This is a genomic window from Chlorobiota bacterium (assembly GCA_016710285.1).
In the GTDB taxonomy this organism is placed as follows: Bacteria; Bacteroidota; Ignavibacteria; order OLB7; family OLB7; genus OLB7.
The window spans coordinates 4,130,636-4,152,350 of sequence record JADJXR010000001.1 but is presented as its reverse complement, the minus strand read 5'-3'; the positions used below and the strand labels follow the sequence as shown (position 1 = coordinate 4,152,350).

General features: G+C 58.4%; 15 protein-coding genes. 8 read left to right on the top strand and 7 right to left on the bottom strand.

Annotated features, from left to right (window positions below; genetic code table 11):
- Positions 1-36: 36 nt before the first annotated feature.
- The gene (locus IPM61_15555; GenBank protein ID MBK8912727.1) at positions 37-1,320 is read left to right on the top strand and encodes an S-adenosylmethionine:tRNA ribosyltransferase-isomerase; all 1,284 of its coding nucleotides are present in this window, start codon (positions 37-39) and stop codon (positions 1,318-1,320) included.
- 65 nt (positions 1,321-1,385) lie between these two features.
- Here the strand turns inward: IPM61_15555 and IPM61_15550 are convergent, their stop codons facing one another.
- Both IPM61_15550 and IPM61_15545 read right to left on the bottom strand, forming a co-directional pair.
- Complete coding sequence (locus tag IPM61_15550) at positions 1,386-1,808, bottom strand: hypothetical protein (protein ID MBK8912726.1); 423 nt, start codon at positions 1,806-1,808, stop codon at positions 1,386-1,388.
- A gap of 184 nt (positions 1,809-1,992) precedes the next feature.
- Positions 1,993-3,324, bottom strand: a complete 1,332-nt coding sequence (locus IPM61_15545; GenBank protein ID MBK8912725.1) for an FAD-dependent monooxygenase — start codon at positions 3,322-3,324, stop codon at positions 1,993-1,995.
- A gap of 215 nt (positions 3,325-3,539) precedes the next feature.
- Between IPM61_15545 and IPM61_15540 the strand changes: the two genes are divergently transcribed.
- Both IPM61_15540 and IPM61_15535 read left to right on the top strand, forming a co-directional pair.
- The gene (locus tag IPM61_15540) at positions 3,540-4,280 is read left to right on the top strand and encodes a MerR family transcriptional regulator (protein ID MBK8912724.1); all 741 of its coding nucleotides are present in this window, start codon (positions 3,540-3,542) and stop codon (positions 4,278-4,280) included.
- Between the two features lie 155 nt (positions 4,281-4,435).
- Complete coding sequence (locus tag IPM61_15535) at positions 4,436-6,397, top strand: hypothetical protein (protein MBK8912723.1); 1,962 nt, start codon at positions 4,436-4,438, stop codon at positions 6,395-6,397.
- Between the two features lie 116 nt (positions 6,398-6,513).
- Here the strand turns inward: IPM61_15535 and IPM61_15530 are convergent, their stop codons facing one another.
- From IPM61_15530 to IPM61_15520, 3 genes are all read right to left on the bottom strand, one after another.
- Positions 6,514-6,891 (bottom strand): RNA-binding protein, encoded by a 378-nt coding sequence (locus IPM61_15530; GenBank protein ID MBK8912722.1) that lies wholly within the window; start codon positions 6,889-6,891, stop codon positions 6,514-6,516.
- Positions 6,892-7,290: 399 nt separating this feature from the next.
- Positions 7,291-9,786: an NTP transferase domain-containing protein gene (locus IPM61_15525; GenBank protein ID MBK8912721.1), complete on the bottom strand. Its 2,496-nt coding sequence runs from the start codon at positions 9,784-9,786 to the stop codon at positions 7,291-7,293.
- Entirely contained in the window at positions 9,719-10,051 is a 333-nt protein-coding gene (locus tag IPM61_15520; GenBank protein ID MBK8912720.1) for a hypothetical protein, read from the bottom strand. Before IPM61_15520 ends, IPM61_15525 begins: the two co-directional genes overlap by 68 nt.
- A gap of 71 nt (positions 10,052-10,122) precedes the next feature.
- On the opposite strand from IPM61_15520, the gene IPM61_15515 reads away from it, so the two are divergent.
- From IPM61_15515 to IPM61_15495, 5 genes are all read left to right on the top strand, one after another.
- Entirely contained in the window at positions 10,123-11,196 is a 1,074-nt protein-coding gene (locus IPM61_15515) for a hypothetical protein (GenBank protein MBK8912719.1), read from the top strand.
- Positions 11,197-11,252: 56 nt separating this feature from the next.
- Positions 11,253-13,280, top strand: a complete 2,028-nt coding sequence (locus IPM61_15510; protein MBK8912718.1) for a hypothetical protein — start codon at positions 11,253-11,255, stop codon at positions 13,278-13,280.
- 54 nt (positions 13,281-13,334) lie between these two features.
- A complete protein-coding gene (locus IPM61_15505; GenBank protein MBK8912717.1) occupies positions 13,335-15,407 on the top strand; it encodes a PD40 domain-containing protein in 2,073 nt (690 codons plus the stop codon).
- Positions 15,408-15,418: 11 nt separating this feature from the next.
- A complete protein-coding gene (locus IPM61_15500) occupies positions 15,419-16,639 on the top strand; it encodes a YcaQ family DNA glycosylase (GenBank protein MBK8912716.1) in 1,221 nt (406 codons plus the stop codon).
- A 107-nt stretch (positions 16,640-16,746) separates the two neighbouring features.
- Positions 16,747-17,274, top strand: a complete 528-nt coding sequence (locus IPM61_15495) for a TlpA family protein disulfide reductase (GenBank protein MBK8912715.1) — start codon at positions 16,747-16,749, stop codon at positions 17,272-17,274.
- Positions 17,275-17,441: 167 nt separating this feature from the next.
- On the opposite strand, the gene IPM61_15490 is transcribed toward IPM61_15495, so the two are convergent.
- Positions 17,442-20,750: an AAA family ATPase gene (locus IPM61_15490; GenBank protein MBK8912714.1), complete on the bottom strand. Its 3,309-nt coding sequence runs from the start codon at positions 20,748-20,750 to the stop codon at positions 17,442-17,444.
- 108 nt (positions 20,751-20,858) lie between these two features.
- Positions 20,859-21,164 carry a hypothetical protein gene (locus tag IPM61_15485; GenBank protein ID MBK8912713.1) on the bottom strand — a complete coding sequence of 102 codons (306 nt, stop codon included), beginning with the start codon at positions 21,162-21,164 and terminating at the stop codon, positions 20,859-20,861.
- Positions 21,165-21,715: the final 551 nt, after the last annotated feature.

The window sequence follows — 21,715 nt, the reverse complement described above, 5'->3', positions numbered from 1 at the left end:
CGTACGTGGAGTTATCTACTTCCATCACAATGTCCCATGGAATCATCTCCCTACATCTTCGACTATCACCTTCCCGAGGATCGCATCGCCGTGCGCCCGTTGGCCCAGCGTGATGGAAGTAAGCTGCTGCTGTGCGATGCCCGCAATGGCTCCGTTGCCCACCACACCTTCCGCCAGCTTCCGGCACTGCTGCCGGCGGATTCGCTTCTGGTGATGAACGACACCCGCGTTGTCCGCGCCCGCATCGTGATGCGGAAACCGACCGGCGGGCGCGTGGAGTTCTTTTTGCTGGAACCAGTTGCCCCTTCCCACGATCCCGCTATCACCCTTGCTGCCTGCGGAATGGCAACGTGGAACTGCATGGTTGGCGGCGCGCGAAGGCTTCGGCAGGGAATTGCGGTGGAGGGAACGTTCCCGATGAATGGGAAGGATGTTCAGCTATCCGCCACACTGCTGGGACCGGCTCCCGACGGCTTTGCTGTTCGGTTTCAATGGTCCCCCGCCGGGCTGCCCTTTGCCGATTTGCTGGATGCCGCCGGCTCCATCCCGCTCCCCCCGTACATCCACCGCCCCGCCGACGAATCCGATTCCGAGTCCTACCAGACGGTCTATGCCCAGCAATCGGGGGCGGTGGCCGCGCCCACTGCGGGCCTCCATTTCACCAACCAAATTTTTGCCGAGCTGCAACGCCGTGGAATCCAAACCGCACGGGTGACGCTTCATGTTGGGGCGGGGACGTTCAAGCAAGTGAAAGGGGAGATTGGCGAACACGACATGCACGAGGAGCGGATCGCCGTCGCTGCCGGAATGATGCGGGCGCTGATTGAGCAGGGGAAACGCCAGCGGGAATCGGTCGGTGCGCCGTTTGTGATGGTGGGGACAACATCACTCCGAACCGTCGAGTCGCTCTACTGGTTTGGCGTGCGGCTGCTGCGGAACGACGGCGATGCCCGGGGCGCGTCGGAGCTTTCCGTTGCGCAGTGGGACCCGTATCGTTTGGCCGAATCGGACCCCGCGCTTCCGTTGCCCGACGAAGCGTTTGCGGCGGTGGAGGGGTGGCGCAGCAGCCAGCAGATGGAGGCCGTGACTGGCCGGACAAAAATCTTGATTGTTCCCGGCTACCGGTTCCGCGCCTGCGATGCGTTGGTGACGAATTTCCACCAACCTGGAAGCACATTGATTCTTCTGGTTGGCGCGTTTCTTGGCCATGACCTGTGGCAGCAGGTGTACCAAGCGGCACTGCGCGAAGGGTATCGCTTCCTCAGCTATGGCGATTCTTCGCTGCTGATTCAGGGGCGGTGCGGTTCCGTTTCCCCGTAACCGTTGCGCGGTTTCCATCCCGCATCCAATCTGAATAGCTGACTTCCGGCCCCAGGGGAAGAAGTTTACTCCACCGAAATCTTCATTGCATAGCGCGACGACTTCGATTCAATCACCCCCATGGTGATCCGGTATTCGCCGTTGGCCGGAAGCTGGCCGCGCCATGTTGTGGTGATCTCCATTCCTGCATCCATCAGCGAGCCATTGGGGCCACTGATGGAGAAGACGACATCGTTGTTCGGCGTGGAAGCGTCAACGCTGGCGGTAAGCATTTGGCCAGCGTTGGCATTCAGCACAAACACCACCTCCTGGTTCTTTTTGATGGTGCCACGCAGAACGGTGCTGGTTTTCCCACGCGCAAACTTCACGCGGCGGACAATGGTTCCATTCTCCCCGGCAATCGTAATGGAGGTGAACGCAAGAAGGATGGCAAGAAGCGGAGTAAGAATTGCAGCGGCCGAGCGCTGGAATTGCGTAGCGGTAAGCATTGGCGGGATCCCTTTCTCCGAAAAGAGTGTTGATGAAGGACGTGCGTGCCCCGCTGCGGCAGCGGGCAGAAGGGGGGCTGAACATACAACGCATGCACGGCGCAGGCAAGCATGCGGCAAAAAAAGTTGGCTGGCAATCTGCGCCGGCAGCAATGTTGCCGGCGCAGGAATATCTAAAAAAACATCACCCCCACAGGGCTTTTTCCGTTGCTTCCTTCCCTTGCTGCAATGCCCCCTCAACAGTGTCGAATCCAACGCTTTGCAGCAAGGCATCCTGCTGGCCCGAACGCTGCAACGCTTCGGCGTAGCCGATGGTGCTGAACGTCACCATGCTGTACAACGGCATCCAGCGGTCGGGGAACAGTTCGTGCAGGCGGGCCTCGATAGATTTTTTGCGGAGGTAGTGCGGGTCCACCACGCGCGAGCGCATCTCGAAGAAGTTCGCGACGGCAAGCCGTGCAATTGCGTCGGCGTTCGGCTTCCGCAGCGCGTAGAATTGCGGCATGATGCTCCCCCAGTCGTGGCTGTCGGCAAGCAGGGTATCCAGCACGAAGCAATCTTCAAAACAGCAGTTCATCCCCTGCCCGTAAAAAGGGACGATGGCGTGAGCCGCGTCGCCAATCAGCAGCCCCCAATCGTCAAGGTGCCACGGCCCGCAGAAGACCGTCCCCAGCCGCGAGCTTGGGTTGGTGCGCCAGTCGTGCAGCAGCGTCGGCATCAGCGGAAGGGCATCGGGGAAGTGGCGTTGGAAGTAACCGTTCACGGCATCATCCCCCAGCACAGTGTCGAATCCATCCTCCCCATCGAATGCCGCGAACACCGTGCAGGTAAACGTTGCGTTCGGGTTCGGCAGCGCGATCATCATAAACTCGTGGCGGGGCCAGATATGGAGCGCGTTCGGCTCCATCAGAAACTCTCCATTGGGGCCGGGGGGAATCTCCAATTCCTTGTAGCCATGCTCCAGCCACTCCGTCCGCGAGTCGAATCCGGGCATTTCCAACTCCATTGCTGCACGGAGCGAGGAGTTCGCGCCGTCGGCAGCAATCAGCCGTTCGGGGGCGATGGTGGTCCGTTCCCCGGTTTGGTCGTTCACCAGCGTTGCGGTCCGTTCTTTCAGGCTGACAGATTCGCAGCGGGCGTTGAAGTGGACCCGCACGCCTGCGCGTTCGGCAGCGTTCAGAAGAATGATGTTCAGGCCCGAGCGGGAGATGGAGTTAATGGCTTCCCCAACTTTGCCGTACGGTTGGAAATCAAGGCTTCCATCCAACGCATGGATCATCCGCCCGGGCATTCGGATTGCGTCGGCCAGCACCTCCGCCTGCAGCCCCACCCCCTCCAACGCCCGAAGCCCACGGGTGGAAAGCGCAAGATTGATGGAACGCCCGCCACCAACGTCGTGGACCCGCATATCGGGGCGGCGTTCGTACAGGTCCACGGCGTAGCCACGGCGCGCCAGATAGACCGCAAGAAGGGGTCCGGTTAAGCCTGCGCCAAGAAGTGCGATGCGGTTGGGCATAAAAAAAAGCGTTGGATTAGGGAAGGAACAGCCACGGCTGTGCGCGGCGAATATGGTGCATGGGAACGGAATCCGCCAAGCATTTGTCCATCAACTCTACACCCCTTCACAAAATTCCTTCCCGAAAAGGCTTGACCCTGACGCGACGTGAGCCTGTATCTTGTTTCCACGCAACAACGCTATTCCAACGATTGTTCAACGATAGCTCAACACCGATGAACGAACGCATCTATCGCGTACGCCAGTTTGCCAAGTTGGCCGGGGTGACCGTCCGGACGCTTCACCATTACGACCACTTGGGGCTGTTGAAACCGCACGGGCATTCCGAAGCGGGCTACCGTTTGTACAGCGATGCGGACCTTCTGCGGCTGCAGCAGATCATCACGCTGCAGTGGATTGGCGTTCCGTTGCGCCAGATTCGGGAACTGCTGGATGGACAAACGCTGAACCTTGCCGAACTGCTACGAATGCAACGGACGTTGCTGCAGGAACAGCAGCGGCGTATCGAGCAAGCAATTCGGGCAATCCAGCAAGCGGAAACCGTTGCCGCCGGAAACGATCCCGATTCGGAAACGATCATCAACATCATCAAGGTAATCACCATGGCAACAAACAACGAATGGGTGAAGGAATACTACACCCCAGAGCAACTTGACGCGATTGAGAAACGCGCCACTCCGGAAACAATCACACAGGGGCAGCAGGCGTGGGGGCAGCTTATTGCCGACATCGAGGAAGCCGCCGCCAACGGCGTGGACCCCGCAAGCGCGGAAGCGCAAACGCTGATCCAACGGCAGGAATCGCTGATTGAAGGATTCACCGGAGGGGATGCCGGAACCCGGGAGAATTTGAACAAACTCTGGAGCGACAAAAGCAACTGGCCAGCAACGTTCAAAAGCCCCTACAGCCCAGCCGCAGAAGCCTTCTTGGAGCAGGCGCGGAAGCATAACAAGTAAGCGATAAACAGTGGGGGGGGAAGGGAATATCTGCCGGCGTGTGGAGATAGGAGAAAATCCTGCCGCACGCTCGGCAGTTGTTGTTCCCTTCCGTACTTTCGCTTCGTAGGGGTCTGCACGGGGTGTCACCATACTGATAAGCGGAGGGATCAATCATGGAGAATGTTCGATTCGGCGTACTGGCCTGGGCGATGGGGCTTCTGCTTCCGTTGCTTCCCAACCACCTCTATTCCCAAATTGCCGACTGGAGGTTCGGGTTTGAGTATATCGAGATTGAGCCTCCGTTTGCCACCGAGGCCCAGCACGACACGCTGATGGCAAGGCTTGCCTACGCCGCCGCCCCCCAGCAGAAGTTGGGGGCAATTAACGTCAACGAAATTGGCGGGGGGTGGAACGGGATGCAGCCAAACGAAAACGCCGCGATCAACTTCACGAACACCGATTCCTGGGTGCGGAGGCTGCAACGCAACGGGTTCGAGCTGGTGTTTAACCTTACCCCCAACGCCCCATGGTCCCAAGTGGGGAACACCGCCTGCATTGATGGATTCGGCAACGACGAATGCGCCCCCGACCCCGCCCACGAACCTCACTGGCGGAACTACATCAAGGCACTGGTGGAACGCTACGATGGCGACGGCATCAACGATATGCCTGGCTTGAAAATCCCCGTCCGGTTTTATGTGATGATGCAGGAAACCTATTTCGGCGGCGACGGAAAAGGGGACCAGGGGGAAGCACAGGGGAACGGATATTGGGAGGACAACATGGTGAATCTGATCCGCCTGCACCGCATCACGTGGGAGGCAATGCGCGAGGCCGACCCAACCGGCCAAACCAAGCTGGTGGGAAGCGGCGGGCTGTTCTTCGACCTCTATTCCGACTTCCCCGACTACCCCGCCGTTGATGGTCCCACAACCCAAGCGCGGCTGAACGGAGCCAACTTGGGGAAAAGCATCTACCGCCACAGTTTCGACAGCACCGTTTTCCTGATGCAGCAGCTTGGGAGCGACGTTGGCGGGGTGAAATGCGACTACATCGGCTGGCATCCGCATTTTGGCTGGCAGGCCACCGATCAATCGCTGAAATTCGTCCGAACCTACGCCCCGAACAAGCCGATTTTTATTGATGATATGTGGTCCAGCGTCCTTACCGATGTTCTTCCGCACGACGGGTTCACCCAGTTCATCGGTGGCGACTCGGCCAACCGGGACCTGCCGAACAGCACCGTTAGCAGCTTTGCCCAACTACGCGACAAACTGAACGCAAAGGACCCAGCGGTCACCGCGTGGTACAACGCCAAGACCGCGCGCGATGCCGTCAAATGCTTCGCCACCACGTTTGGGGAAGGGGCCGAACGGGCGATGTTCTCCCTTTCCAACGATTTCCAAAGCACCCATCCGCTCTACTTCTTCAGCCAACCCTGGCGATATACCGGAATCGTTGGCGACAAAGCCAGCAACTACGCGCCGAAGCCGGTCCTGCACACCATGCGAATGCTGATCGAGAAACTCCACGACTTCACTTCGGTGGAGCGGATTCCGGTTGGCACAAGCCAGCACACCCGCTGCTACAAGTTCCAGCGGAAACGGGGAACGCCCTGCTTAATTCTTTGGAGCGAGGCCACCCCCGTCACCGACAACCCCGGCACCCCGAACGGCGAAGAAGTGACGCTGGCAATCGCTGCCGACAGCGTGGTAATCACCACCATCGTCAGCACGCTTGAGCAGGTTACGCCCAACGTCACCACGCATCCGGTGGCGAACAACCGGTTTGGGGTGCGGCTGGGGTTCCAGCCGATCATCATGGAAGAAAAGGCCGCCGGAAGCAGCAGTGTTGGCCAACAGGAAAGCGAAGGGGAGTGGGGGCTGCGCTGCTTCCCTAACCCCGCCAGCCATGCCTTAACTGTGGCGGCCACGCTCCCCCGTCCGGCGGAGGTCACCTTGCAGTTATGGAACGTCCATGGCCAGCTGGTGCGCCAGCAGCGTGTGGGTTGGAACCAGCGTGGGGAGCATCAATGGAAGATGGAGCTTGCGGGCCTGCCGTCGGGAAGCTATCGCGTAACCCTGCAAGGCCAGCAAGGGAATGCCAGCGTTGTTGTGGCAGTGGTGGGGGAGTAATCGCGCACGTGCAGGCATGGCTTCCGGGGGAATCCATAATCCGGAAAAAGCAACAAGCCCCGGCAGAGCATGCACTCTGCCGGGGCTTGTTCGTTTTGCGTTTGCGAAAAACTGGATTACCAGCGTCCGCCGCCGCCGCCGCCACGGTTGCCGCCGCCGTAGCCACCGCCACCGCGGTTGCCACCGCCGCCAAATCCGCCGCGACCACCGCCGCCGCCGAATCCACGACCGCCGCCGCCACGCTCTTCGCGTGGTTTGGCTTCGTTCACCACAAGGTTGCGGCCCTGGTAATCAGCGTTGTTGAAACGCTCGATTGCTTCGTTGCCGGCCTCGCGCGATTCCATCTCCACAAAACCGAACCCGCGTGAGCGTCCGGTTTCGCGATCCTCAAGGACCGAAGCGGAGAGAACTTCGCCGACCTGCGAGAACAGATCGTTCAGGTCGTCGCCTGTGGTTTTGTAGGGAAGGTTCCCTACGTACAACTTAATTGACATGAAACTAACTTCCTTCCCGGTACGGGAAATATGAGAAACGGAGGATCGGTGGCTTCAACGGAAACTGTCGGTAGGGAAGACAATGACCCCAAGACTCAAGGTTGTTTGTGTGAATGAGCCGTTTCTACAAGGTTGACAAATCACCATCTCTAACTATCCCGAAAACCGACACGCCAACCTTTAGGAAGCAGGCGCACATCACCGTTGATGAGCGAGAGAGGATTACTATTGGGCTGCAAAAATGCAGAATGATTGCGAGATACCAAGCAAGCCCTGAAAAAAAGTTTTTGGCGCGAACCAATCGCCAGCGCTTCCGCCGCGTTGCCCCCCGGGGGGAATGCTCCGCTTGGTGCATCGGGGGGGGCGGATTGGCGCAGCGCGTCATCGATTGCTATCGTTTCACCCCTCCTTCCACTCACGCACCAAGCGTTCGTACTGCTGTGCAAGTTGGGCCGAGCGTTCGGCCTCGTCGGTTTCGGCCACCACGTGGAACAGGGGGCGTTCTTTGTCGGGAATCAGCATCACCCAATCATCATCAAGGAACATTTTCACCCCGTCAACCAGTATCCGCCGTTCCCCTTCACTGTGGTTCATGGCGTGGCGCATCACCCGGCCTTTCACCTCCCACGGGCATTCAATGGACCGTTCGGTGACGGCGCGGCGGGGAAGCTCGGCATGGAGTTGCCCAATCGTCATTCCGGTGCGGGCGCACATCTCCATAATCTTGGCCGCCACAAACATTCCATCCACCGAGAACAGGAAGTTCGGGAAGATGAATCCGCCGCGTGTCCCGCCAACAAAGGAGACATCGGGGTCCTTTGTGGCATCCATCATTGCTGAGTGGTTGTTCTTCGTGTACACCAACTCCACCCCGTAATCTGCGGCAATCATCTCCACCTCGCGCGAGGCAAGGATTGGCACGGCGATCTTCTTGACGCTCCCTTGATTGGCTTCCAGAAAGAGCTTGGTGACGATGGAAAGAAGCCGGTAGTTATGGATTGCCTCCCCGGTTTCCGAAACCACATTGATCCGCTCGGCACCGGGGTCAATGATAAACCCAAAGTCATACCCCAACGAGGTGACAACCTCACCGAGCTTCCCCTGCGCGGCCATCATCTCCTCCCGTTCGCGGGTCATGCGGCTGGGGTCAAGGTATGCGTTCAGCGAGATGACTTCCGGCCCCAGCGCGCTCAAGATATTCGGCATCAGGGTGCTTGCCACGCCGTAGCTGAAGTCGAACGCCACCTTGAAACGTGCGTCGCGGATTGCCACTTCGTCCAGCGATTGCAAGAATCGGGCAAGGTATGATTCGTTGGTTCGTTCCGGGAAGTAGATGCTCCCAACTTCGTCGTAGCGGGCGCGGCCATATTCTTCGCCAAAGAAGAGCCGTTCGATAGACTTGGTTTTCCCGGTCGGCATATCCTTCCCGTCGCCATCAAAGAAGATGATGTCCGTTTTGCGGCGGTCGTTGGGGGATTTACGGATATGGACCCCTGCGGCCTGCTTCCCGTTCAGCAGCTCGGCACGGGTGATCGGGATTGGAAGCCGCTGAAGGTCGTTGACATGGACCCCGGCGGACATCAGCCCGGCAATCATGGCGCGGTTAATCATCCGGGAAACGTTGTCGGCATCGCGACTGATGACCACGGTTCGGCCTTTGCCGGCATATGCCCCAAAGGCGGACCCTAACTTGGCCGCGAACTCCGCGTTCATCTCAACGTTCGACAATCCGCTGACCCTTGCATCGGTGAACAACGCCCGGGACCAGCGGTCGGCCCACACCATGCTGGTGGAAAGGATTGCGCGCGATTCCACTTCCTTGTCGGGCCAGAGTTTGATGTTGGAAAGAAGCCGTGCGCCGTCGCCAATCCGGCAGCGGTCGGCAATAAAAACATTCTCATGGACCACCACATCCCGCCCGATTTCCACATCGTTGCACAGCACGTCGTCGGCAAGCAAGGCGTTGGACCCAATGGTGGAGCGTTCCCAAACAACGGTGTTGCTTAGCCGCGCGCCCGACTCAATCTCGCACCCATCCCCAATGATGCAGTTGCTGATGTACGCCCCTTGCTGCACCGTCACGCCATCGCCCAGAACCACCGTGCCGTCGAACGTCACGCCGTCGGCCACCACGCTCTGTTCCCCCATGTGGACGTGGCCCAGCTTTGTCCCGGGAATCCGCACCTTGACGCGGCCGGCAAGGATGTCCATCTGGGCGGTTTGATACTCGTTCAAGTTCCCGATGTCGCGCCAGTACCCGTCGGCAATGTAGCCGAACAGCCCCAAGTCGTCGCGAAGCATCTGGGGGAAAAGGTCCTTGGAGAAATCGTAATCCCGCTTGAAGGGGATAAGGTCCAACACCTCCGGCTCAAGAATGTAGATGCCGGTGTTGATCGTGTCGCTGAAGACCTCCCCCCACTGTGGTTTTTCCAGGAATTGGGTGATCTTTCCTTCGTCGTTGGTCATCACCACGCCAAAGGCCAGGGGGTCGGGGACGCGGGTAAGGACGATGGTGGCGCGTGCGTTTTTTTCTTCGTGATAGGCAATGGCTTTTGCCAGATCAATATCGGTCAGCACGTCGCCGCTGATGATGATGAATCGTTCGTCCAGAAACTCGTGGGCGTTGCGGACCGACCCTGCCGTCCCGAAATCGGCTTCCGATTGGACGTAGTGCATATCAATGCCAAAGGCCGAACCATTGCCGAAGTAGGCAGTGATAACCTCCGGCTGATAGTAGAGCAACGAGACGATTTCCCGGATGCCAAGATCGGTGAGCACGTTGACGATGTGGTGCATCATTGGGCGATTTACCATTGGTGCCATTGGCTTAGGAACGTTGCAAGTAAGCGGACGCAACCGTGTGCCGAACCCGCCTGCCATGATGACTGCTTTCATGCTGTTTGCGGAGATTTGGTTTGCTTGAAGGAAGGAACGAAGCGTACAAGAAAAGGCCGCAGAAGTTAAGCAATTGGCGAAATGAACAACCAGGGGAAGAAGATTTTTTTTTCGGAAATCTGCGCCGGATGCGGAAATCTTTGCCAGCCACCCCCAGCCAACAGTCAACCAGCGCGGAATGGTAAACCCGCCGCACGCCTTCCCGCAGCTCCCGGAAAAAAGCATCCCACACCCAAATTTCTTCTTTCCATTGTTGTTGCGGCACGGTAGCTTTGCGGCCACTGCTGCACCGCTTAGCCTCCTTCTTTGCCACGGAATCTAATCTGGGGATGCCCGATGATTGCTCGTTGTTCTTTCGTGCTCTTCCTCTGTTCGCTGCTTGCCGCTCTGGTGGCCACGGCCCAGCCCGCCGATGAGTGCCGCGAGTGCCCGCCGCCGTCGCCCCGTTCCGGTGGTGACATGGACGTGATCCTTCGCAACCGCCCTCCGCTTCGCAATTGCCTTTCGGCAAAACGTGTCATGCTAACGGCCTTCGGTGCCGAGGAGCAAGGGCTGCTGCTGCGATACCGCACCGCAACCGGCTGCGCCGACACCACCGTCCGGTTGCAGGATGTGGAATCCTTCAGCATGGCCAGCTTGGGGATTGGCGGCCAGCCGCTGGTGGTTCCGGTTCTTCCCGCGCGTGAATTCTTCCGCGAGACCGGGCTAAAGGAGGAAGGGACTGGCTTTTTTGAGATTACCGCGCTGGGGGGATATGGCGGAAAGGACACTTCGCAGCGGGAAGTTGGGTTCAACAGCATCTACGTGGGGGGGGAGCTTCTTATCAGCATTTGGGAGCTTGCGAAGAATCTGGATTTTGCCGTTGGCGGCGGGGTGATTGCCGAGAACGGACGGACGCGGTTCCCGGTGCAAGGGCATGTGCGATGGAGTTTGGGGAAATCCAGCAGCCTTGAAGATGCCCGCGATTTCCTTCCCGGCCCCTGCAAATTCCGGCTTCCTGGCGAATCCCCAGCCCCCGGCCCCGGGGAGGATTATGTTGAAACGGCCACCGCCGGCAGCCGCGACAGCACCGTCTATCTGGTGCGGGAGAAACGCCGCGCTTCGGGGGGATTTACTCCATTTTTGTTTGCCGAGGGGGGAATCATTTTCAGCACTGGCTTCGATGGTGCGGGGCGTAATCCTTCGGTGAACCCCGATGAGTATGGGGAGTATTTTGTTGGCGCCGGCCTGGGCCTTCCGATTGCTGATTTCCTGACCGCAAGCCTTGCCTACCGCTACCTGCGGCTGAACCTGCGGACCCCCTGCCCAACTTGCCCACCGGATGTAACTGGCAATCCCGATAATTTCTTTATCCAAAACACCAACACTGCCCACACCGTGCTGCTGAAATTTGGGTGGAAGGTCTGGTAGTGGAACTTCGTCACCGCGCCGTAGGGGAATCCAACAACGCCTATTATGTTGCCAACATGAAATCAGTAACCAACGCATACTCCATCCTTCGCCGCGCGATTTCGCTGCTGCTTGCCATTGTTGGGCTTAGCTGCCAAACGCCCACCGAACCAACCGACGTCACCCGGCAAATGGAGACGCGGGTGGAGGTCCGCGATGGCGGGCAACGCCCGGTTGCCGGCGCGGCGGTTCGCTGGGCCATTAGCGAGCCTGGGTTCCCGCTGACCCCATTCGAGGCGATGGCGCAGGATGGCAGAGGAATTTTTAAGGCCCAGATACCGGTTCCGTTGGCGCGGCCCAACACGTTTGTTGTGTTCGAGGTGACCCCGCCAACAACCGCCGAATTTGCCGGGGCCGCAATCATCTTCGACTCCGTTGCGGTTTGCCTTGACACCACCGTCATCTACAACTTCGACCGCCGCAGGGATATCCGTTGCGGCGATGTTGAAAGCGAGGTGCTGGACCTGTTTGTGGATCTGAACCGCGAGACCTCGATCACCGGTTGCACCCCCGATTACGTCAACACCAGCGGCTTCACCCTTGCCCTGAATTTGGCGGCCAACCCCACGCTGCCGCAGAACACCCAGACGGCGTTGTTCCTGAATGGCGCGGCTGCTCCGCTGAACACACCAATCCCCCCAAACGCCCGTTTCCGCATCTGCTACACCTTCAACTTTCCACCGGGAACTCCCCCTTCGCAAAACAGCTTCAACGCCACGATTACGGGGCTTGCCAACGCCCAGCAGTGCTTTGTCAGCAACGTCCGAATTAATGTGGAGGCAGTGAAAACGCAGTTGTGCGATTGCCCCACCAGCAGCCTGACGGTTGACTATCCATCGGCCACCACCGAGGACACCGTTTGCACCAATGCGCAGGAGCAGATTGACATCCCACTTGGCGCGGTCCGCAACACCAGCGACCGCTGCCAGATGGTTCTGCGACTGGACCAAAGCCAGAACGATGGTGAGTTCACGCTCCTTTCCCTAAATGGAGGAAGCGTGACCGAACGGGTGATCCCGCCCGGCGGATCCATCAATTCCATGACGGTGCGGTTCGCGCCCCAGCAGCGGAAAACGTATGTGAAGCAGTTGATCTACAGCATCCAACTTCGCAACCCCGACGGCACCGTGACCAATTGCCCGAACAAGTTGCTGGTGAACTTCCGCGGGCGCGGCGGCGAAGGGGTTTGCACGGTGGACCGCACCCCAAGCGACACCACACTGGTCACCATTGACAGCACCTTGCAGCAGTGTGTTGGCCAGGACGACCCGACCGAGGTGAAACGCTACTGCATCACCAACACTGGCGATTGCCAGATGACCGCAACCGCAGCAATCACTGCCGGCGGAACGTTGTTCGAGGTGGAACCGGCCAGCCTAATCCTTGATCCCGGGGAAACCGATTGCTTCCAGGTCCGGTTCCTTCCAACCACCACCGACTACTGGCCGCCAGACGGCAACAGAAATAATCCCAAGCGAGAAGACTTCACGGGGGAGCTTTCCATCACGGGGCTTCCGGCCTGCAGCCCGGCAACGATTCAGCTAAGCGGCAAAGCCAAATTCCCCTGCCTTCGGTTCAACGATAACTGCTACAAGCAATGGGGATCGAAAGGGGGGGAGTACAAGGTGGGGGTTCGGTTGATTGAAGGTGGGTCGCTCCTTTCGGAACCGCGCGACATCAAGGATTCGCTGGCGATTTATGCCGATGCTTTCAACAGCAACGCCGCGCCAACCAGCGTGACGTTGCGCTCGGGAAACCCGACGGGGGGGAATCCGTTCGCCAAGTTCCGCCGGATTGACAACATCCGGTTGTCGCAAACCGAGAACATCTGCCAGCGCGCCGTGGGCTACTCGGCACAGTGCGATGGGCAAGGAACCTCCACCATCACCGGGGTCCAGGAAGGGGATGTTCTTCTGCTGACGTTCGAGTTGTTCGGAAGGCAGTTCTGCGCCGTGATGTGGATCCGCACCATCCGCCTGGACCGCACCAACGACCCCGCCAACGCCGTGCCGGAGGTCTGCTTCGAGATCTGTTATCCGATATAGAAAAACTGTCATCGTGCCGATGATCTTTTTCCCAACCGACCATCCAAAATCGTTATGCCGATGCGACTGATACTTTTCCCTCTCTTCTTCTGCGTTGCCTTGCTTCCGGCGATTGCCCAGGAGGTTCCCTACGGAACCGCCAACACCGCCGGGGATGATTACGCCGCCGCCTTCCGGTACGTTGAAGGAGGGGGAACAGAATTTTGGTTCACCACCAGCGATGGTTTCCAGCAGGCGCGTTCGCGGCGGCTGGTGCACGTTCCGATTTCTTCCAGCCAGGCCGAAACGCTTCCGTTCCCCCTGAATGTGGTGAACTTCGACAACGCGGCGGTGGTGATGGACGGCGCGCCAGCATTTCCCGTCTGCGAAACCGCCAACGGCCTGTTTGTTAGCAATCGGACGGTGGATGGGAAGTATCACGACAACGACCTGTATGAAATGCACGCCAACCGCGACGGGGCCTGGAGCGTCCGCCGCGTGGATGAGCTGAACAGCGATGCATGGGACGACACCCCGGCACTCTCCTCCAACGGAAAAACGCTTTACTTCGCCAGCGACCGCCGATTCCCGGGGAGCCAGAAAACTGATCTTTTCACCTCCCGCCGCCAAGAAAACGGACGCTGGTCCACACCGGTTCCGCTTGATGGAATCAACACCCCTGAGTATTCGGAGCAGACCCCAACGATTGGCGATGACGGCTATCTCTACTATGCCACCAACCAAACCGCGACCGGCGATTACGACATCTGGAGGGCGCAGATAGATGGCGCGACGGGAACCATAACAGGCCGCCCCGAACCAGCCCCATTTGCCGGGGTAAACAAAGCAGGTTCCGACGAAGGGCATCCCCTGTTTTCGCCCGGGGGAGCGCAGCTCCTGTTCTCCTCCAACCGAAGCAGCGCGGGGGGGACGAAAGATTTCGACATCTACGGGGTAGCGATTCCAAGCAGCAAGGGGGACAGGGTCTATCTTAGCGTGCAGCTTCGGACCCGGGTGGCGGGGGAGGACAAGACCGATCCGATCCGCACCACCGTCTTCATCACCGACCGCCAAACCGGGGAGCGAAGCAGTGTGGAATCCGATGGAAGCGGCGAGGCGACAATCCCACTGGGAAAAACCAGCGGGTCCGCAACCGACCGCCGTTTCCGCGAATTGATCGTCACCGCGCAATCGCCACGGCCTGGCTTTATCACCTCAACCGACACCCTTTCCATTGACCTTCTGTGTGGCCGCCGTTTGGCGCATACGCTTTATTTGTGGGACACCGCCGCGCTGCGCAGCGTGGGGTGTGTGCAAGATTTCCGCATCAAGAATGTCCGCTTTTTTGTCACCGGATATTGGTGTCCAACAACGGCAAAGTTTGCTGGGCTTGCCCCCTGCGCTTCGGCAATTCCTGGCGATCAATCTTGCTTGGCTTTGGACCATCCGGCACCGGAATCCCCCTGCGAAAGCAATGAGCTGTACACCTACGCCGTGAAATACACCGCGCCGCAAGTGGTGGCCACGCGGCAGCCCTTCAGCAACTGCATTGCCCTTGCCGAATTGAACGATCCCAAAATCCGCGAGCCCCGCGTCCGCGAAGTTGATTCGGCATTTGTGAAGCTGGTGGACGCAATGCGCTCGGCGTTGGAGTACGACTGCGTCCAACGTGCGGTCCGCGATGGCAAGCTGGTGGAAGTTGATGTTGTTGGCTGGACCGACCCCCGCCCGCTGGATGGCTCCTGCCGATACACCGGCCCGGACATTGACCTGAACAGCAGTTTTGTGAAGATAGACACTGCTGGCAGCCCATACATCGAGCAAGGAATTTTGCGGAACCAGACGCGGTTTCGCGATTCAAAATCTGGAGGGAATCAATTGCTGAGCCAGCTTCGGGCGTACCACACGGCGGTGCTGCTGGATAAATTGTGGGAAGAACAGGTGGAGGATTATCGGGAACTGAAGAAGGTGGGCTTGCTGCGTGTTACCGGGGTTGGCCGCGCGGTCTCGCAGGAAAATGTTGACATGGCGCAGCAGCGTTCGGTAAGCGTGCTGGTGAAGGTTCCGCTGAAACCTGGCGAGGCGATTGCCGCCACGCTTCCCCCGCCCGGGCGGTATCGCCAATTGTGCGACTCACCCTGTAAATAACCAATAACCTAATGCTCAATTTCACTCACCACTCCGCCCGCAATTTGATGCTTGCGGCGCAAGGGCTGGACCGCCCGCCGGCAAAAACTGCTGGGAAGCACGATGTCCTGAAAGCAATCCAACGGATGCAGGTTCTTCAGATTGACACCATCCATGTGGTGGCCCGAAGCCCGTATCTGGTGCTTTGGAGCCGCTTGGGGGCGTACCATCCGGCATGGTTAGAGGAGCATTTGGCCGAACGGCGATTGTTCGAATATTGGGCGCACGAAGCCTGCTTTATTCCAATCGAGGATTACCCCCTGTACCGCCACCGCATGGTGGACCCCGGGTCGCTTGGATGGAAATACTCCCATGCCTGGATGGAACGCCACCGCCCCGAGGTTGAGCGCGTGATGGAGCATATCCGCAGCAACGGCCCGGCGCGGTCCGTGGATTTTAAGGCCAGCGGAACCCGGGGCGGAACGTGGTGGGAATGGAAACCGGAAAAGCGAGCGTTGGAGATGATGTTCACCGCCGGAGAATTGATGATTGCCCGAAGGCAAAATTTCCAACGAGTGTATGACCTTCGCCAGCGGCTGCTTCCCGATTGGGACGACTCCGCAATGCCAAGCACCAACGAAGTGATGGAGCAGTTTGCACGCAAAGCGGTAAAAGCATTGGGGGTGACGACCGCACGCTGGGTTGCCGATTATTTCCGCACAAAAAAAGGGGAGACAATTCCGGTTGTGGAAAATCTTGCCGAGCGGGGTGAGTTGCTTCGCGCCGATGTTGAGGGGTTCCCGGCCAAAGCGTTCGTCCATCCCGATAATCTTGCGCTGGCCAAGCAAGCGATTGCTGGGAAGCTCACCCCTTCCCACGCCACTCTGCTTTCTCCATTCGATCCATTGGTTTGGGACCGCGAGCGAGCGCTTGCAATGTTCGGCTTCGATTACCGGATTGAATGCTACACCCCCGGGCCAAAACGGAAGTATGGCTATTTCACGCTCCCAATCTTGTGGCGTGGAAATTTAATCGGGCGATTAGACCCCAAAGCACACCGGAAGGAGGGGATATTTGAGATTAAATCCTTCCATCTTGAACCGGGCGTAGAACTCACGTCAGAAATAATCCACGATGTTGCTTCGGCAATTATCGAGTGCGCCCGTTGGCATGAAACGCCGAAGGTTCAGATAACCAGCAGCAACCCACCAAAGCTGGCAAAAATGTTGATGGAAGAAATTAGAAGGAGGTGATGGAAATCCGGCCACCGATGAACGATTCGAGCAGGAGGCACAGGCGCAACTATTCGCTCATGTCGGGGTTTTCCTCCAGTCCATTATTCACAATTTCAACATCTCCAATGATAGCCCTTCGCAACCTGAACCGAATGCTGTTGGCACTGGCCATTGGCGTGGCATTTGCCGCTTGCGCCGATAATGCCGTAACAACGGGCCCCATCATTGCCGTCAGGCCAGAGCTTGGCAAGCCTGCCCCCGATTTTACGCTGAAGGATCAGAATGGAGCCACGGTGAAGCTCAGCCAATTCAAAGGGAAAGTAGTGGTGTTGGATTTTTGGGCAACGTGGTGCGCGCCTTGCATCGCCTCAATTCCTGAATTCAAAGATTTATGGAATAAATACCGCAGTGATGATTTTGTGCTGTTCAGTATTTCGGCAGATTTTGGGGAAAAGGAGTGGAAGGAGTATATCGCCGCAGAAAATATGGATTGGGTGCATGGCTTCGACCCCGGCGAATCAACCGGCCCGCTGTCGGTTTATGCGATTGAGTATATCCCCGACACTTGGATTATTGATAAAAACGGCATTGCTATCGCCCACGGATTGCGCCACAACGACCTTGACGCTGCCGTGGAAAAAGCTCTGCGGTAGAAGAGGGGGGCTCACTCCAGCACCAATAATTCCACCATTGATTTGGGTGGCAAGTTCCTGTTGCATGAAGGTAGCCGTAAAAACGTAGAAAAGGGAGCGCAAATTGCGTTCCCTTTTCTGTGCTGTTTTTTTTTTGATTATTCACTTCCCACCGTTTCGGCGGGGAATTACGAGGCCATTGCTTCGCTTAATTTCATCCGTACCCGCTCGGCATCGGCGCGTTTGCCAAGTTGGCGAAGCGTTTGGTACAGCAGGTCGGCAAGCTCCTCGTCGTTCGGCATTGCGCTGAAACCCGGGCGGAGCAATTCCTCGGCACTTCGCAGGTCCCGTTCGTTCACCAAGTGGCGCGACACCTTCAAGATCAGCGAGCGGATATTCCCCTCGAAGTCATCGCGGACGGCTTCGAAGAACGCTTCGTACAAACCGGGGAAGGGGACTTCGCCGCTGGTGTATTCCAACGCCTTCAGAAGCTCCCGCTGCGCACGGATAAGCGACTCGCTGCGCAATGCCGCGGTGGCTTGCTGGATATGCTGGTGGGCACGCAGAATATCCACATCCACGCAGCCCAGATTCAGTTCCGGCGTTTCCGATTCGGTGTTGATGACCTCATGGCCAAGCATTTCGCGCAGCCGGAACACAATGCCGTTCAAGGTTTTGCGCGCACGGTCTGGGTCGTCATCAATTCCGGTGACGATGTGGCAAAACTCGCGGTAATCCAATCGCTCGTCTAACATCCTGTCGGCCACCATCACCCCAAGCAGCGCACGCAGCCGCGCACCACGCACCGGCGACGTTTCCCCACCCTCCGGTCCCGACTCGATGGAGCCAAGCATTGTCAGTTCCGTCCGCTGCCGTTGGGTGCCCAGCGGTTGCGCGCTGGCTTGCGCGGCCTTCAGTTGCCCCATCCGGTTTTGCCACGATCCCTCCACACCTTTGGGAAGATACTTGCCGAACAACGCCAGGATCGGTTGCATGTAGGGGAACAGCTTCCGCTCGCTTAGCCAATGTAGAGTTAGCTCGACGGCATGAATGATATCGTCGTGGAGCCTGGGGATCAGGCTCCCTTTTCCGATCCGTTGCTCCAGCGCCACGATGATCCCCAGCACGGCCCTCCGTTCCAGCAAATCCTGCACCCGCAGAATTGGGGCGCGAAGTGCGGATCGGGCCATCGTCTCGGCAGTGCCGGAATCGGGAAGCTGGGGGTTGATCCAGGTTTCCAGCAACGGTTTCAGCCTTGGGGAGGTAAGGTGGATGCTTGTTGATAAAGTTTCGCATTCCACCCCTTCCTCCAGCCGCAGCAGTGCTTGCGATTCGGGTCGCAAGGAATCAAGCCGCAACCGCCGCTGGGCAATGGCTTGGCGCAGCCATTGGCGATCCCCGTGCAGCAACCCAAGCTCAACCAACGCCGCTTCGGCAAACGTTTGGAACCGGTGGCTGATGTCGCGGGGAGCTTCGCCGCACAGGCGCATCATTTCCGCTTCCACGGTGGGTAGCTCCGCCCCCAACGCGGCCACGGCGCACAAGCGGTTCAGCGACCCGTAGAACAGGTTGTGGGTAAGGCCACGCTCGCGGAAAAGCTGCAATGCTTCGGCGGAGGTCCTGAGCGCGTCCTCCATCTGGCCAATGTCCACAAGGAACCCCAGCTTGAAAATCAGGAAGCTCATCTTCCGTTCATCGCTGTGGGCTTCAAGGTCGGCAAGGAGCTTCAGCCGCTCCTGCAGTTCCTCCTCGGTGTCGAACATATCCAAGAAATGGACGGCGACTTTATGCTTGGCCAGGTAGCGATAATCGTCGGTAACGTGGGGGCTTGCGGCAAGCTCCGACAGCTCCCGCTCGATCTGGCGCAGCGTCTCGAACTCCCCCATGTAGAGCATGGACCGGGCCGCCGAATCCAAGTAGCTGATGTAGCGTGGCGTGTAGCGAAGCTGCGGGTGCCGCTCCACAAACGAACGGGAAAATCCCCAAGCCTGGTGGCAAAGGTGCGTATCCTTCCGCCGGCCCAAGGAGTGCAAGTAGGTGAACGCCAGCAAGCGGTATTCCAGTATCGGGTCGGGGGCTGGCTCGTTGGTGAGTTGCAGCAGTTCCATCACCAACCGCTCGTACTCATCATGGCTTTCGGTGCGGCGAAGCAGCATCAGCCGTGCCGATAGGAGTTCGGCAGAAAGGGTAAGGTCCTGCAGCTTGCTCCAAACCGGTTGGTAGGCTTCCTTGATTGCTTGCGCGGCGCGCCACGGGGCCATTGCCAATCGCCAGTCGGAGCTTGCATCCAGCAGGCAGCTTACCTCAATGGCACGCATCACGGCGCGGTAGGCTTCTTCCGGCGAAAGGGTGGGGGCGATTGCCGATTCGCTAATCAGCTGGAATGGAACAACCGAGTAGAGTGGGATATCCGAGGCAATAATCTGGATCAGCCGTTGAACATCGTGGCTTCCTTGCCGGATAAGATGGTTATGGAGGATCGTGTGGGCAAAGGCCATCACCGGAAGCCCGCTTGCCGCACCGCTGATGGGGGCAACCGGGGTGTTGGAGGCAATGATGATCCCCCGAAATCCCAGCGATTCAATCATGCTATCGTTGTTGTCGCTGACGGCCCAGGCGGCCTCGCGGGAGAAGACCTCGCCCAACGCGGCGATCTTCACGGCGGCCTGCCGTGCATCTGGGGTAAGGTGCGCCGCCAACCCTTCGGAGAGCACCCGAACGTTCCGCTGGACAATCTGCCCAAAGGCATCGGCAGCGATGGTGGTCCGCCACGTGTTGCTAAGCGGGTCGTGGGTCAATGCGCCGGACTTGACAACCCCGCGCAGTGCCGAACGCAACGCCAGCGGGTTGCCGATGGTGGCACTTTGGACCTGATGCAAAATTTCTGGCGGCGGGGTCAGCCCAAACAGCTGCTCCCAGATGGTGGCAATCTCATCGCTGTTCAGCCCTTTCAGTTCAATCTCATCCACCAAGTAGCGTTCCAAAATTCCCCGCACGCTTAGCTCCACCGGGCGCGCCAAGCAAAGCACCGACAATTGCTCGTCGCTGATTGCCTCCAGCATCATCGCCAGCTCGCTGGTGGTTTCGGTGTTCAGCAGGTGGATGTCCTCGATAATCAGCAGGGTGGGGCGCAGCCGGGTAAGGCGGCGAAGGGAGGAGATGACCGAAAGGAGTTTTTCTTCCGGTTCATCCACCATCAGCCCGCGGCGGGTGTTCAGGAAACGGAGCGCGCGTGCCTGCAGCGAGGCAATGGAGGTGGAGGATTCAGGATAGAGCTTGGTGTGCAACACCGCACCCCCTTGCTGCGAGATGCGAGGGGTGATCTCTTCAATCAATCGGCTTTTCCCAATCCCCGACTCCCCCGATATCAGCATGGCGCGAAGGCGGTGGAACTCACTGCTTCCACGCCACAGCCCCATGACCCGCTCAACTTCTGCCGAGCGGCCCACAAATGGAAGGATGCCATGATTGAGAAAGTCAATCAGTTGAAGTTCCATGCGCCGAAATTAGTGATTCAGTGCAAGCCAAAAATGGCGGGAGAGTAAAGAATTGGCTAATCTGCCCAAAAAACGCAAACTGAGTTCACCGGGCCGGGCCGGTGCGCGTTAGCCTTCGGCAGGCGCGCTAAGCTGGATGCGGAACCAAGAGATGAAACCGCAGTTGTCGCAGATTCGGGGGAGTTGATGGATCACATCAACGGTTGCGGGATCGGGGGTGGCGGCCCCCATAAACTCGCGGGCTTCGTACACGCGGGCAATGATTTTCCAACCCGGGCGGCCACACGCCGGGCAATGTGGGCTGGTGCTGGCTTCGATACCTTCAGCAAGTTGTTGTGCGAATGCCGGATCAATCGTCATGCGGATGTTCGGAGAGGTTTGTGGATTGAAGGGAAGGAGGGCAGGAACGTCCATCCCATCAATGAAAATGTCGGCGGCAAAGATACGCCCAAATGAGAAAGATCAAACAGTGGGGCGTGTGAAATTTGGGAGCGGGGGAGAAGGTTCTCCTCAATCTCTCTCCCCCCACCTTTTTCCGATGAGTTCTATCAATCACCATAACCTGTTAAAAAATCTTCTTCAAATTTCCCTTTCGACCTTGCTTACAGGCTTCTTCTGTTGTAAGTTCAGCCCAAGCATTTCCATCGCAATTGTTGGAATGCGGTTCATTCTGCAGCGGGTAACGCTATCCTCAAGTATTCAGCAGCCCTATGAACACTCTCCACAGATCTCTAACGATTTTCGAAGCGGATACTCGGTACTCGGTACTCGGTACTCGGTACTCGGTACTCGGTACTCGGTACTCGGTACTCGGTACTCGGTACTTAATCCCCTCCCTATTACCACCTGTTTTTTCAGGGGGGGCTGCTTCCCAAGTATAGATAGCGGATCATCGTCCGCCCCCGACCTCTGCCACCGTCCTACGATTTTGTCTGCACCAACATTTATGCACCAAGCACATCCAC

Excerpts from the sequence above, each read along its gene's own strand:
- IPM61_15535 (MBK8912723.1), top strand. The coding sequence starts at position 4,436 with ATGGAGAATGTTCGATTCGGCGTACTGGCCTGGGCGATGGGGCTTCTG.
- IPM61_15545 (MBK8912725.1), bottom strand. The coding sequence starts at position 3,324 with ATGCCCAACCGCATCGCACTTCTTGGCGCAGGCTTAACCGGACCCCTT.
- IPM61_15540 (MBK8912724.1), top strand. The coding sequence starts at position 3,540 with ATGAACGAACGCATCTATCGCGTACGCCAGTTTGCCAAGTTGGCCGGG.
- IPM61_15555 (MBK8912727.1), top strand. The coding sequence starts at position 37 with ATGGAATCATCTCCCTACATCTTCGACTATCACCTTCCCGAGGATCGC.
- IPM61_15550 (MBK8912726.1), bottom strand. The coding sequence starts at position 1,808 with ATGCTTACCGCTACGCAATTCCAGCGCTCGGCCGCTGCAATTCTTACT.
- IPM61_15505 (MBK8912717.1), top strand. The coding sequence starts at position 13,335 with ATGCCGATGCGACTGATACTTTTCCCTCTCTTCTTCTGCGTTGCCTTG.
- IPM61_15530 (MBK8912722.1), bottom strand. The coding sequence starts at position 6,891 with ATGTCAATTAAGTTGTACGTAGGGAACCTTCCCTACAAAACCACAGGC.
- IPM61_15485 (MBK8912713.1), bottom strand. The coding sequence starts at position 21,164 with ATGGACGTTCCTGCCCTCCTTCCCTTCAATCCACAAACCTCTCCGAAC.
- IPM61_15490 (MBK8912714.1), bottom strand. The coding sequence starts at position 20,750 with ATGGAACTTCAACTGATTGACTTTCTCAATCATGGCATCCTTCCATTT.
- IPM61_15525 (MBK8912721.1), bottom strand. The coding sequence starts at position 9,786 with ATGAAAGCAGTCATCATGGCAGGCGGGTTCGGCACACGGTTGCGTCCG.
- IPM61_15515 (MBK8912719.1), top strand. The coding sequence starts at position 10,123 with ATGATTGCTCGTTGTTCTTTCGTGCTCTTCCTCTGTTCGCTGCTTGCC.
- IPM61_15500 (MBK8912716.1), top strand. The coding sequence starts at position 15,419 with ATGCTCAATTTCACTCACCACTCCGCCCGCAATTTGATGCTTGCGGCG.
- IPM61_15495 (MBK8912715.1), top strand. The coding sequence starts at position 16,747 with ATGATAGCCCTTCGCAACCTGAACCGAATGCTGTTGGCACTGGCCATT.
- IPM61_15510 (MBK8912718.1), top strand. The coding sequence starts at position 11,253 with ATGAAATCAGTAACCAACGCATACTCCATCCTTCGCCGCGCGATTTCG.